General features: G+C 56.5%; 12 protein-coding genes. 8 read left to right on the forward strand and 4 right to left on the reverse strand.

Annotation, left to right across the window (positions count from 1 at the left end; translation table 11 throughout):
• Window positions 1-22: 22 nt before the first annotated feature.
• The 3 genes from NW849_RS03085 to rplI form a co-directional block, all read right to left on the reverse strand.
• On the reverse strand, window positions 23-919 hold the full coding sequence (locus NW849_RS03085) for a universal stress protein (protein ID WP_414355858.1): 897 nt from the start codon (window positions 917-919) through the stop codon (window positions 23-25).
• A 131-nt stretch (window positions 920-1,050) separates the two neighbouring features.
• Complete coding sequence (gene dnaB / locus NW849_RS03090) at window positions 1,051-2,826, reverse strand: replicative DNA helicase (RefSeq protein ID WP_414341640.1); 1,776 nt, start codon at window positions 2,824-2,826, stop codon at window positions 1,051-1,053.
• 179 nt (window positions 2,827-3,005) lie between these two features.
• On the reverse strand, window positions 3,006-3,470 hold the full coding sequence (gene rplI / locus NW849_RS03095) for a 50S ribosomal protein L9 (protein ID WP_414355859.1): 465 nt from the start codon (window positions 3,468-3,470) through the stop codon (window positions 3,006-3,008).
• Between the two features lie 623 nt (window positions 3,471-4,093).
• Here rplI and pstS point away from each other — a divergent pair.
• The 8 genes from pstS to NW849_RS03135 all read left to right on the forward strand — a co-directional run bounded on the left by pstS (window position 4,094) and on the right by NW849_RS03135 (window position 12,161).
• Window positions 4,094-5,170 carry a phosphate ABC transporter substrate-binding protein PstS gene (pstS, locus tag NW849_RS03100; RefSeq protein ID WP_414355860.1) on the forward strand — a complete coding sequence of 359 codons (1,077 nt, stop codon included), beginning with the start codon at window positions 4,094-4,096 and terminating at the stop codon, window positions 5,168-5,170.
• A 33-nt stretch (window positions 5,171-5,203) separates the two neighbouring features.
• Window positions 5,204-6,172: a phosphate ABC transporter permease subunit PstC gene (gene pstC, locus NW849_RS03105; protein WP_414355861.1), complete on the forward strand. Its 969-nt coding sequence runs from the start codon at window positions 5,204-5,206 to the stop codon at window positions 6,170-6,172.
• A 6-nt stretch (window positions 6,173-6,178) separates the two neighbouring features.
• Window positions 6,179-7,069, forward strand: a complete 891-nt coding sequence (gene pstA / locus NW849_RS03110) for a phosphate ABC transporter permease PstA (RefSeq protein WP_414355862.1) — start codon at window positions 6,179-6,181, stop codon at window positions 7,067-7,069.
• A gap of 82 nt (window positions 7,070-7,151) precedes the next feature.
• A complete protein-coding gene (gene pstB, locus NW849_RS03115; protein WP_414355863.1) occupies window positions 7,152-7,979 on the forward strand; it encodes a phosphate ABC transporter ATP-binding protein PstB in 828 nt (275 codons plus the stop codon).
• A gap of 95 nt (window positions 7,980-8,074) precedes the next feature.
• Complete coding sequence (locus NW849_RS03120; protein WP_414355864.1) at window positions 8,075-8,902, forward strand: TlyA family RNA methyltransferase; 828 nt, start codon at window positions 8,075-8,077, stop codon at window positions 8,900-8,902.
• A gap of 43 nt (window positions 8,903-8,945) precedes the next feature.
• Entirely contained in the window at window positions 8,946-9,371 is a 426-nt protein-coding gene (locus NW849_RS03125) for a hypothetical protein (RefSeq protein ID WP_011432703.1), read from the forward strand.
• Between the two features lie 368 nt (window positions 9,372-9,739).
• The gene (locus NW849_RS03130; RefSeq protein ID WP_414355865.1) at window positions 9,740-9,916 is read left to right on the forward strand and encodes a hypothetical protein; all 177 of its coding nucleotides are present in this window, start codon (window positions 9,740-9,742) and stop codon (window positions 9,914-9,916) included.
• Between the two features lie 244 nt (window positions 9,917-10,160).
• The gene (locus NW849_RS03135; RefSeq protein ID WP_414355866.1) at window positions 10,161-12,161 is read left to right on the forward strand and encodes a primary-amine oxidase; all 2,001 of its coding nucleotides are present in this window, start codon (window positions 10,161-10,163) and stop codon (window positions 12,159-12,161) included.
• 77 nt (window positions 12,162-12,238) lie between these two features.
• Here NW849_RS03135 and sat read toward each other — a convergent pair whose 3' ends face one another.
• Window positions 12,239-13,435 (reverse strand): sulfate adenylyltransferase, encoded by a 1,197-nt coding sequence (sat, locus tag NW849_RS03140; RefSeq protein ID WP_414355867.1) that lies wholly within the window; start codon window positions 13,433-13,435, stop codon window positions 12,239-12,241.
• Between the last annotated feature and the right edge of the window lie 65 nt (window positions 13,436-13,500).

Below are 13,500 nucleotides of genomic sequence, written 5' to 3' on the forward strand. Positions count from 1 at the left end.
TCGGCTTGGATCTTGCCTGGATTTATTGGGCCAAAGACCCGCGCGGGAAAAACAACACCGGATGCCAACTTTGCCGCAAAATCTCGCCGGTGAGGCTGCGAACCGACCACTCCCAAAAGCTGCCCACGTGGGGGGAGGCAGTGGCGATGGCCGTCATGTCTTCATCGGCAGCAGTAGCTAGGATCTCTTTGAGAGGGGATCCCACCCGCACCAGGGTGCGCAACTGTACGGGCTTCACCTGCTCGCTCAGGGGTTCAAGCACCTGGGCCAGGTCAGCCTCGGCTTTGCGCTTGAGCACCTCCACCGGAGTTCCTTGGTTGCGGCGGGCGCTGGGATCCACCACGTAGAGCAGGGTAAGCGTCTGGCACTGGGAAGTACCGGGCAGCAGGTGGCCGAGATGGTTCAGCAACTGCTGACGCGGCTGCTCAAAGTCAAAGGGCACCAAGAGGCAGCGAAACAGGTGGCGGCTGCGCAAGCGCAATTCTTCCAGGGTAAAGGTAGCCAGCAGTTGGGGGCGCATCACCAGTAGGGGGATTTTCAGCTTCGGCAACAGCGTCATGGTGGTGCTGCCGAACAATTTTTCGGCGAGCAGGTTGTGGGTACCCATGCCTGTAATCAGCAGATCGGAGCCATAGGTTTGGATGCCTTTTAGGATTAGATCGGCTGGCCTGCCCGCCTGCACCAGAGCCTTGACTTCCAACCCCGCCGGGATCGGGTTCAGCAGCTTCTGCAACTGGGTCTGCTCTGCCTGGACTTCGGGGGTAATGTCGTCGGGAATGCCGATGTCGTCCTCTTGCCAATCTACGCTGCGGACGAAGGTGACGCGCTCGATGCCATTGCTGTGCAGATCTTCTAGACACTTGCCAAAACGCTGCAGGCCATCTCGGCGGTCGGTGGCAATTAACACGTTTTTAAACATATCGTTTTGAGCATTAGGAGAGAGGGTAGCCGGCTCAAGAGCAACGCTTTGGCCCGCAGCGATCCTAAGCTAACACCTTGCGGGGTTGTTCCCAAGGCAGCAGCTCCGGATCCCTCTTCGGCGTCGATTGCTCAGCGGTTGGGATCTGCCAGGTTGCGAAACTGGGTGTACTGGCTTTCGAACAGCAGGCGCACAGTGCCGGTGGGGCCGTTGCGATGTTTGGCAATGATGACCTCGGCAATGCCGCGATCGCTGGTGTTGGGATCGTAATACTCGGGGCGGTAGATCATCATCACCAGATCGGCATCCTGCTCGATGCTGTTGTGTACCAGCAGCCCGTTGGCCACAAAGTTGTGATGGCGGGGCATCTCGATGTCGTAAACCGGCTGAGGCTCCCCCGGCTCGCTGATGAACACCACCGGATCCCAGATCAGCCCCTCCTGCACCACCACCGCCACCTCTTCCTCCAATTGCAGCTCGTCCAAGGTTTTCCAGCCCTGTTGGGTGAAAAAGGGGTGATTGCCGGTGGCGCGAATGGAAAAGTTGAGGCGGGTCTTCAGAAGACAAGTGGGCTGGTGACCGCTGCGAAACACCTTCACCGGCTGCTGGGGCACCAGGCGTCCGCGTCCGTTCAAGCTGAGCAGGCGGGGCAGTTCCGCCGCAGCCGGTAGGGCCGCCAGTTGATCCAACCGCCAGATCTTGCCGCGATCCGCATCCATCACCTGCGTATCCCCGGCCAGACAGCCCGATTCCCGCAGGTCTGCCAGTTGCGGGCGCTTATCGGAGCGAGACTCAACAGCTCGACTGAGCTGAGACAGCACCAGCACCGGCACCATCAGCTCCTTGGCCATGGCCTTGAGGCCACGAGTAATGCGCGACAGCTCCTGCACCCGGTTGTCGGCGGCGGATCCCTGCATCAGTTGTAGGTAGTCGATCAACACCATCCCCAACGTTCCCCCCTGTTCCGCCTGCAAACGCCGCGCTTTGGAGCGAATTTCTGTAACAGTACAGTCGGGGGTATCGTCGATGAACAGGGGCAGTTGCGACAAAAAACCAATGGCTTGGCCCAGGCGCTGCCACTCGTGTTCGCTAATGCGCCCAGAGCGCAGACGGCTGCTGTCGATGCGGGCTTCGCTGGCCAAAAGCCGCTGCACCAGTTGCTCCCTCGACATTTCCAGGCTAAAGATAGCGACCGGCTGCTTGGCATAGGCAGCCACATTTTGGGCAATGTTGAGGGCAAGACTGGTTTTCCCCATCGAGGGACGACCGGCCAGGATCAACAAGTCGGATCGCTGCAAGCCCTGAGTCAGGTTATCCAGGTCGATGAATTTGGTCGGGATCCCCGGAAGCTGTGCCCCGCTTTGGAACTTCTCTTCCAAGTCCGAGAAGATATTGACCAAAACCTCAGAAGCCGGGATGAGGCTACGCTGCACTCGCTCTTGGGTGAGGCCAAACACCTGCTGCTCGGCTTGATCCATCACCTGAGACAGGGGCTGACTGGTATCGTAGGCCAAACGAGCCAGGGTGTTGCTCACCTGGATCAACTGGCGGCGCATGTATTTATCCATCACCAGGCGAGCATACTGGTCGATGTTGACGCTGCTGACGGTTTGCTCTAGCAGGCGACGAATCGCCCCTGTTCCTCCCACCCGCTCCAGAAGATGATGATCCGCCAACCAGGCAGACACAGTCATCAGGTCAGTGGGCTGCCCTTGGCTGTGCAGTTGGAGAGCAGCCCGGTAAATCTCTTGGTGGGCAGAGATATAGAACATCTCTGGACGCAGAAACTCCGCGACCCGCACCAACGCATCCGGATCGAGGAGAATGCCCCCCAGGATTTCCTCCTCGGCTTCAATGTTTTGAGGAGGAAGCCGATCCCCACCCGTTAAGTCGTAATCGCTGATCACCACAAGCCAGGAGTAGGAAAATCAACCCAGCCCTAGGGCAACCGGCCTCTCAGCCAGTCAGCTCCAATCGTCAGGCGGGTCAAGCTCTAGGCTGAGCATACCCGCTTGTTGCCTAAGGCAAAAACCCTACTCACCCCGGGATCCCTCACGGGAACTCAGGGATCCTCGAAGGTGAGTCCTCATTCGGGAGTAACCTGAATGCGCAGCGTAGCGGTAACTTCGGGGTGTAACTTTACCTGCACGGGATAAACCCCGGTTTTCTTGATCTCCTCGTTGAGCAGAATGTTGCGGCGGTCGATATCCAGGCCGCTGGTAGCCAGCACTACCTCGGCAATATCGCTGGTGGTCACCTGCCCGAATAGGAGATCGTGTTCTCCCACTTTCTTACGGATGACAAAGCGACCGATGGTCTCCAGAGCAGTCTTGTAGTTTTCCGCCTGTTGTCTTTCTGCCAGTTTACGAGCTGCCTCCTGCTGCAGACGCACCTGCTGCTCTTTCAATATGCCAGGGGTAACCCGCACCGCCATCTGCCGTGGGAAGAGGTAGTTGCGAGCATATCCGGGCTTGACGTTGACAATCTCTCCGGGCTTGCCCAGCCCTGGGATCGCCTGGCGCAGCACAACCTGCATGTTACGTTTCGACATTGGGAAGACACTTCTTTTCTCGACAGCCCTCCATTCTAGAGGCTCAGCAGGTTCATCGTCAGCCCAGAGTGCCATAGCCACCAGCCCGTCGGCATAGGGGATCCCTTCTCAGAGCTTATTCCCGATTGGCAGGTCTCTAGAGTCCTCTTCCAGCTCTGAACCTTGGCGGGAAGATGAAGAAGCCACCTTTCCAAACTCAAAAGGCGGAAGTTCTCTGTTTTGGGAGATACCCAATCCAGGATAGGGAGTGGCTGACACCAAAGGGGATCCCTTGAGGGGTTTGCAACATTTGGCGGATATCCCTAGAGATAACCTGGGCTTAGCCTCGTTTTAACCAAAAACAACTGGCCTTTACGTTATAGTAGCTGCGCGGACTGGCGAAGTCTTCAATGGAGCGTTCCCGAGGGAACCCTGCGTGCTCAAAGGGATCCCTGGGATGTTGCTATCGGTTGAAGGCTTGTTGAGGATCGCAGGGTTAGCTTGAGGGTTGCCTCCAAGCTTCCAGGCGGTAGTGGCATACCCAGCCCGACGAGTTTTGATTGGGTTGGGTAAGGTTCTCGAGTGAAGTAGCCTTTTTTAGATCTGGACTGAGATTTTGTCTTCATCTGGGAGAGGAGATCTGTATGGTGACGTTGCACCCCTTGGAGCGTCGTTCTTTCCTGAAGTTTCTATCTGCCACTGTTGCCGGCTTTGCGGCTAGCCAGGCGAATTGGCAGCGGGTGTTTGCTCAGCAGACCATCACCATCAATGGCGCTGGGGCGACCTTCCCGGCCCCCATCTATCAAACTTGGGCCCAAGAGTTTGGCAAGAAAAACCCTAACATCCAGGTCAACTATCAGTCTGTAGGAAGCGGTGCGGGTCGTCGGCAGTTTGTAGCCCGCACGGTCGATTTCGGTGCCAGTGACAGCGTGCCCCGTCCTGAAGAGATCAACCAAATTGAGAATGAGGCTAACCCTCCCAAAGGGATGGTTTCTGTACCCATGGTGGGCGGAGCGTTAGTTGCAGCGTACAACATTCCTGGGGTGGGCCCCGAAATCCGCCTTTCCCGCCTGGCACTGGCGAATATCTTCCTGGGCAAGATCAAGAACTGGAACGATCCCCTGCTGGCTGGCCTTAACCCACAGGTGACTTTCCCGGATTTGCCGATTACCGTCGTGCATCGCTCTGATGGAAGTGGTACCACCGATATCTTCACCACTCACCTCAACGCTATTAGCCCAGAGTGGAAGCAAAAGGTGGGTCGCGGCTCTTCGGTAAACTGGCCAACCGGCGTAGGGGCGCGTGGGAACGAAGGGGTTTCCGAGCAGATCAAGCAAATTCCTGGCTCGATTGGCTACGTGGAATTCGGCTTTGCCAAGCTCAACAACCTGAACATTGCCCGTCTGGAAAACCGGGCAGGCAAGTTTGTAACTCCCAACGTCGAGACGGAGAAAGCGGCGCTGGCCAGAATTCAGCTCGACGAGCGTTTGCTGGGGGTCGATCCGGATCCTAGTGGGGAAGACTCTTACCCTATTGCGGGCTACACCTGGATCCTTGCCTACAAGGTTTACCCCAAAGCCGAGACTTCCAAGGCCGTTAGAGAGTTTCTCCGCTACGGCCTCACTGAGGGGCAGGCTTTCGCTGAGCAGTTGGGATATGTCCCTCTGCCGGAAGAAACGCGGCAAAAAGCTCTGGCTGCGCTGGAAGGCATTACCCCGTAAAAACTCTTACCAACCACTTCTGGCTTCAGGCGGATGAATACCTTTTTTTCTGACAGCAGTTCTATGTTTCGGCCTCGGCCGGTTTTCCAGCGCCGGCGCGACCAGGTTTTTATCTGGGCTACGCGGATTGCCGTGTTTTTCTCGGCCTTCCTGCTGCTCTGGATTGCTCTGGAGATCGGCATTCAGTCTTTGCCAGCTATCAGCAAGTTTGGACTGAGTTTCTTCTGGAGCACCACCTGGGATCCGGTCGAGGATATCTATGGGGCCTGGCCACAGATCTACGGCACGCTAGTGACTTCTCTCATCGCTCTGATTGTGGGGGTTCCTTTTAGCTTTGGCATCTCTATTTTTCTGAGCGAGGATTTTCTTCCGAAGTCCTTGCGTCTGGCTCTGATCATTGTGGTTGAGCTGTTGGCGGCTATTCCCAGTGTGGTGTTCGGCATTTGGGGATTGTTTGTCTTCATCCCCTTCTTCCGCCCCGTTCAGATGTTCCTGTACGAGAACTTCAATTGGCTTCCCATTTTCAGCACACCACCGATTGGGCCGGGGATGTTGACGGCAGGGGTTGTCTTGGGGATCATGATCATCCCCATCATCACGGCCATCGCCAGAGAGGTTTTGGTGGCTGTTCCTCCTGAGCTGCGCGCGGCTGCCTATGCGATGGGGGCTACGCGATGGGAAGCCATTTTTGGAGTGGTACTACCGGCTGCGATTGGGGGTATGTTGGGGGCTGTGGTGCTGGGTTTGGGACGCGCCCTGGGCGAGACCATGGCGGTGGCAATGCTGATTGGCAATGCGCGGGGGATTAGAGTCTCGCTTTTGGCCCCTGCCAGCAACATCCCTGCATTGCTGGCCAGCGAGTTTGCAGAAGCAGCCGACGAGCAGATCTCGGCTCTGATGTATGCGGCTTTGATCTTGCTGGTCATTACGCTGGTGGTCAACATCATCGCTGAGCTATTGGTTCGTCAGGTCAAGTTTGCTTTGACGGCTTCTCGGGAGTAGAGGAACATGGCGACACAAGTGGCAGCACAGGCCAATTTGTTCAAACGCAAAGTCAGATCCAAGCGCGTCGTGCTGGACTGGGTGATGACAGGCCTGATCTTTGCTTCCAGCATTTTTGCGATTGTTGTGCTCGCTTCCATCCTTTACTATGTTTTCGTCAATGGCATTGAGCGCTTCAATTGGCAGACCTTAACCCAGCTTCCTCCTCCTCCTGGCGATCAGGTAGGCGGCTTTGGCAACGCTGTGCTGGGAACGATCATTGTGGTATCGATTGCCATTACAATCACTTTCCCTATTGGTCTATTTGCTGCGATCTATCTCTCGGAGTTCGGCCAGAACAGTTCTACAGCATCATCTCTGCGTTTCATTATCAAAGTGCTGACGGGGGTTCCTTCCATCGTCGCTGGCGTGTTCGCCTATGGGGTGCTGGTGCTTTCCACCAAGACCTTTTCTGCCCTTTCTGGCGGAGTAGCTCTATCGGTATTGACTTTGCCGATCATCATCCTCTCCTGCGAGGAGGCTCTGCGCTTGGTGCCGGCGGACACTCGGGCTGCCGCCTACGCCTTGGGAGCTTCGCGGGTGCAGACTGTGTTTCGGGTCGTTTTGCCGGCTGCCTTGCCGGTGATCCTAACGGGGGTGACTTTGGCCATTGCCCGAGCAGCTGGGGAGACTGCACCTCTAATTTTTACTGCTCTGTTCAGTTTCCTATGGCCCGATGGTTTGCTGAAGCCAGTAGCTTCGCTGGCGGTGCTGATCTACAACTTTGCCATTGTTCCCTTCGAGAACCAGCAGAAAATTGCTTGGGGAGGAGCCTTGGCTTTGGTGATTCTGGTTTTGATCACCACGACCAGTTTCCGGCTGCTGCTGAGCCGTCGTCAGGAAACCATTACTATCTGATCTGGTTCTTCTGAGATTTTTGCCTCACTATTCTTCGATTTTGAGTTTGGGTTCTGAAGCAACGTCTACCTCTGGTACTCCTATGCGCCCTCCATTTCCCGGCACTCCTGATTCCTCTGAGAAGTCTGCCAACTTAACTGTTGAGCTGGAAACGCAAGCAGTCAGTGTTTACTACGGCTCTCATTTGGCGGTGAAGCAGGTTTCTCTGAAGATTCCCAAGAATCACATCACTGCTTTTATTGGCCCTTCCGGCTGCGGCAAGAGTACTTTGCTGCGCTGCTTTAACCGCATGAACGATCTGATCCCGGGGGCGAGAGTAGAGGGATCCGTAATTTTTCACGGGAAAAACATCTACGATCCCGATGTAGATCCTGCTGAAGTGCGGCGGCGAGTTGGCCTGGTGTTCCAAAAGCCCAACCCTTTCCCCAAATCAATCTACGACAACATTGCCTTTGGGCCACGGGTCAACGGCTACCAAGGAGACTTGGATGAGCTGGTAGAGCGCACATTGCGTCAGGCCGTCCTCTGGGATGAGGTGAAAGACAAGCTGAAGATGAGTGGGCTCTCCCTTTCGGGGGGACAGCAGCAGCGTCTTTGCATTGCCCGCACCTTGGCCATCCAGCCGGAGGTTATCCTGATGGATGAGCCTTGTGCCTCGTTGGATCCAATCTCCACGTTGCGCATTGAGGAGTTGCTCAAGGAACTGGGCCGTCGCTACACGATCATTATCGTTACCCACAACATGCAGCAGGCAGCGCGGGTCTCCGACTTTACCGCCTTCTTCAACACTGAAGTCGACGAAGAGGGGGTTCGCTACGGACGGATGGTGGAGTTTAACCGCACTGAGAAAATCTTTAACTCTCCCGCCCATCGGGAAACGGAAGAGTACGTGAGCGGACGGTTTGGCTAATCTGCTGTTGGCGATCCCTCAATTCTGGTCAGTTGGGATCCCGCTCGCCTATTCTAATGGGCGGGAAGATCTATGCAAGGTGAGGCACCGGCGAGATGGCCAAGCGGGTGCGTCTGGATAGCTGGTTGGTGGAGCGCGGATATTTTTCCTCACGCCAGCAAGCGCAACGCTCCATTTTGGCAGGAGAAGTCTTTCTAAATGGGGTGCGGGCGGAAAAGCCTGGAACCTGGGTGAGCGGGGATCCAGCGGTGCAAGTCCAGTCTGGGCCTGCTTTTGTCTCACGGGGGGGAGAAAAGCTACAGGGGGCGCTGCAAACTTTTCCTGTTCAGGTGCAGGGTCGTATTTGTTTGGATGCGGGCATTTCCACAGGAGGTTTTACAGACTGCTTGTTGAAACGGGGAGCCCAGCGGGTCTACGGAGTGGATGTGGGCTATGGGCAACTGGCCTGGTCTTTGCGAACGGATGCGCGGGTGATCCTAAAGGAGCGGGCCAACTTGCGCCATCTGCAGCCGGAGGATCTGTACGGAAGCGAGGCACCTCCCCAGAGCTGGCCGGATTTGGCGGTGGTAGACCTGTCTTTTATTTCCCTGACTAAGGTGCTAGCTCCGCTGTGGAACCTGTTGCGTTTCCCACGGGAGGCGCTGTTGCTGGTGAAGCCCCAGTTTGAGGCGGGCCGAGACCAGGTGGGTAAAAAGGGGGTGGTACGGGATCCGGCTGTCCATGCCCGCGTGCTGGAGACGGTGATGCGCTCGGCCGTGGCCCAGGGCTGGCAGGTGCAAGGCTACACGTGGTCGCCCATCACTGGCCCTGCCGGCAATATCGAGTATTGGCTCTGGCTGGCTGAAGGAGAAGGGATCCCTCTCCCCAGCGGCAGTGCGCTACAACAGATGAGCGAGCAGGCGAGAGCGACTTTACATGCATAGATCGTCGATTTTGTCAATAAGCTAATGTGCTGGATTGAGGGAGATGAGCCAAAAAATTGAAGAATTATTTCAGGAAGGGATTCGGCGCTATGAATCCGGGGAAGCGGCCAAGACGTTAATTCCCTCTTTTGAGTCAATCTGTAAGGGATCCCCAAAGGCGGCGGCGGCTTGGACGTGCTTGTCCTGGCTCTACCTTCTGGAGGGGCAGGCGGAAAAAGCTCTGAAGGCCGCCCAGACTGCTGTGAAGTTGGATCCGGTGGATGCCCAGCCCCGTGTGAATCTGACCCTAGCCATGCTGGAGCTGAAAAAAACCGGGGTACGCCAGCAGGTGGAGGCCATTAAGCAAATCTTGGCACGGGATCCCGAGCAGATTGAGGGTGTCAAATCCAACCTGCAAGAGGGAGGGAACCGCCGTCCCGCTTGGCCCCACTTGAGCAAGATTTACAACTGGCTTTTTGAAGAAGATTAAGTGACCCTATTCCTGGTTTTGCAACAAGATTTTAGGAAAATCTAGGGCTCGTTATTTTAATCTACAACTCTTAGCGATGTCCTCATGGGGTCGGTGCTAGACTTCATTGTACCCAATCGCAAGATGAAATCCATTTATCCATAGGGGCTAGCTCTCATCGCCTTCCCTTCGCCGGACTCAATTGATGAGATTGGGCTCTGGGTTGGTGCGAGATGCTTGGCCCGGTGGTGGCTGTACTTTTTACGCTGCACTTCATTGTATTGCGGTGCGGGCTGTATTGCCGCTGCTTCCATAGCCGCTGAGATCGAGTCCTATTTTCGAACCTTACTCTTTTGACCCCTTTGACCGCAAATGGGAGGAACTTTAAGATGAACCGTCAGATTGTTTGGGTTAAGAGCGATACCCGAAACCACCAAGGCCACTTCATCCCCCAGTCTGAGTATACTTTGGTCGAGGCTGACCAAAATGGCTGGGCGTTGATCTGTGCTGACAATGCCCGCTGCTATTATGTGGATCCCGAACAACTCCGGTTTGAAGCGGGATGAGGGCTGTTGCCACCTATTCAGGGCTTTTTGACCTCAGGGTGTAGGAGAGCCGGATTCCCGTCATGCATTCTCCCCATGCCTTTGGCGTGGGGTTTTTTATGGGATAAGGCAGAGGCCGGCAGCGGACTTGGTAGCGTTGGATGCACTTGTAACCCCGTCCATATGCTTGAATGAGGCCACTTTAGAGGGGTGGGCTTGGCCGGCAATCCTCACCCCATCCGCATACCCAAAAGGGGGTTTATCCATGTTGAACATTGGGCGGCAGTGGCCACGTTGGCTAAAGATATTGGTTATCACAGTTGTATTTGGCGTCGGTATTGTAGCTCTGACCATCGCCAGTTCGCCGGGATCCCCCAAGGCCTCTCACCCGCTGGATCCCCTGACTGCCGAGGAAATTAAAATGACGGCCAGCGTTATCCGCAAGGCCGAGAACTTGGCCGAGGATGCCACCTTTGTGCTGATCGATCTGCGGGAGCCCGACAAAGCCGAGGTGCTCAGCTTTCAGCCGGGGGATCCCTTTCGCCGAGAAGCTTTTGCCATCGTTTACGAACCGAAGGCCAACCGCACCCACGAAGCCATTGTCGACCTGATGGAAAACAAGCTGGTTAGCTGGACGGAAGTGACCGGTGTGCAACCGGCGATGGTGAGCAGCGAGTTTGGGTTGGCCGCAGAAGTGGTGAAGGCGGATCCCGGCTGGCAAGAGGCAATGCGCAAGCGGGGGATCACCGATTTCGACCGCGTGGCTGTGGATTGTTGGGCGCCGGGCAACTTGAGCGAAGAGGAAAAAGCCTCCGGAAATCGCTTCTGTCGCGGCATTTCCTACTACAAAGGCGACAACTGGAACTACTACGGTGCCCCCATTGAAGGGGTTTTGGCCACTGTGAACCTGAACACGGGAAAAGTCTCAAAGCTGATCGACGATGACACCCTTGTGGCCTTCTCCAAAGAGAGCTTTGACTACGACCTCGCTTCTCTGGGCAGCGTTCGCCCCGCCCCCAAACCTCTAAAAATTACCCACCCCGAGGGCGCCAGCTACGACATCAAGGGTAACGAGATCACCTGGCAAGGCTGGAAGTTCCGCTACCTGATGCACCCGCGCGAGGGATTGGTGCTCTACACTGCTCGCTACCAAGAGGGAGAAGAAGAACGGCCTGTGTTCTACCGGGTGAGCCTCTCGGAGATGGTGGTGCCCTACGGGGATCCCGATGAAACCTGGTATTTCCGCAACGCCTTTGATGTGGGGGAATACAACTTTGGCTTGCTCGCCAACACCATGGAGCTGGGCAAGGAGGTACCGGAGAACGGCCTGTTGCTGGATGCCGTCTTTGCCGACAACGATGGGGAGCCCTACGTGATGCCGGGGGTGATTGGCCTCTACGAGCGGGATAACGGCATGCTCTGGAAGCACTACGAGTACAACACAAAGCGCAACGATGTGCGCCGCAGCCGTGAGTTGGTCATGACCATGACCGCCGCCATCGGCAATTACGACTACGGCATTAGCTGGGTGTTTCACCAGGATGGCACCTTTGAAGTGCAGGCAGATCTGACCGGAATCGTCTTGGCCAAGGGTACAGATGCTGTGACGACTGCTGACGCGGATCCCTTTGCCCCCCTGATGGCACCCAATGTGGGCGGTACCAACCACCAGCACTACTTCAGCTTCCGGCTGGATATGGATGTGGATGGCACCGACAATGCCGTTATGGAGATGAACCTCAAGCCCCTGCCCCAAAGCCCCGACAACCCGGCAGGCAACGCCTTCATCATGGAGGAGAAGCATTTGCTCAGCGAAAAAGAGGCCGTACGGGACTTGAACATGGCCAGCAGCCGTAAGTGGGTCATCGTCTCCAGCAGCAAGACCAACGCCCTCGGCGCTCCTACCGGCTACGCCCTCATGCCCGGCCCCAATGCCATGTTCCTGCCGGTCGAGGGATCCAACGTGCGGGAGCGGGCCGGATTTGCCACCCACCACTTCTGGGCTACCCACTACCAGCCCGGCGAACTGTATGCTGCTGGCCCTTATCCCAACCAAAGCGGGCCTGGAGAAGGATTGCCGAAGTGGGTGAGCGACGACCAACCTCTAGAAGGGGAGGATCTGGTGGTTTGGTATTCCTTGGGCGTTTCCCATGTGCCGCGCCCAGAGGATTGGCCGGTGATGCCTGTACACAGAACGGGCTTTAAGCTGATACCTTGGGGCTTCTTCGACCGCAACCCGACGATCAATCTGGCGGAGCCGGCCTGATATTCGGCTTGAATCTTGTTAACTTCAACTTTCAATACAGAGGGTCTGGTCTGTCTCAGGCCCTTTTTGATTGCCACTCAGGGGGATCCCTGTTCTCGCATGGCTTCGGCCAGCAGGCGGGCCACTTCCGGTCGAGAGAACTCCGGCGGGGGCACTTCACCGCGTTGCAGCATTTCCCGCACCTTAGTACCCGATAGGTGAATGCGCTGGTGGGGTTGGCTGGGGCTGGTCTTGGCCGTGGCCATGGTGCCGGTGACGGTGCAATAGAAAGCATGTTCAAACTTCAAGGGAATGATGCCCAGCTCCCCCGGCTGGAACTCATCAAAAATGTGTTGGGCATCGTAGGTGCCGTAGTAGTTCCCCACCCCGGCGTGATCCCGTCCCACAATGAAATGGGTACAGCCGTAGTTTTTGCGAATGAGGGCATGGAAAATGGCCTCGCGGGGGCCGGCGTAGCGCATCGACGCAGGATTGATGGCCAAGATCACCCGCTCCTTGGGGTAGTACTTTTCGATCAACACCTCGTAGCAGCGCATGCGCACATCGGCGGGAATGTCATCGCTTTTGGTAGCCCCCACCAGCGGGTGCAGAAACAGCCCGTCCACAATTTCCAAGGCACATTTTTGGATGTACTCGTGGGCGCGGTGGATGGGGTTGCGGGTTTGAAAGCCCACAATGGTTTTCCAGCCTCTTTCCCGAAACAGGTGCCGCGATTGGGCCGGATCGATCTGGTAGGCCGGAAAAAGAGGGTGGGGATCCCGCTGCAGGAGGGTGACGGGGCCGGCCAAATAGACGGATCCCTGCTCGTAGAGCACCTTTACCCCTGGATGCTGCTCATCGGTGGTGCGATAAACTTGCCGGGCTTCGTATGTTTTATCGTAGGTGAACTTCTCGGTCAGCTCCAGTAAGCCCAGGATCTTGCCCGCGGAGCTGGCCAAGGCGATCATTTGCCCCTCTTTCAGACCCGCTGCCACTTCTGAGGAGACCGGCAAGGTGACCGGCAGCGACCAAGCCAAGCCATTGGCCAGGTGCATCGTTTCCAGGACGGCCTGGTAGTCTTCCCGCCCCATAAACCCCGTCAGTGGGCTGAAGCCCCCGATAGCGATCATCTCCAGATCCGATTGGGCCCGCTCGTCGAGATAAAGAATGGGGCAATGTTCGGCTTTGGAACGCAGCTCCTGCGCCTGCTCAGGCGGGGCAATGCGGTTGATCAGGGTGCCCCCGTGGGGCGGAATGGCATCACCAGCAGGGAGAGTCGATGGAGATTGGCTCATGGGAAGGGCAGCGGGAACAAAGGTTATCCAATCCAATATCCAACTATCGGATCCCAGATCCCCAG

Origin of the sequence: Synechococcus sp. R55.3 (genome assembly GCF_047461975.1) — a bacterium.
Taxonomy (GTDB): Bacteria; Cyanobacteriota; Cyanobacteriia; order Thermostichales; family Thermostichaceae; genus Thermostichus.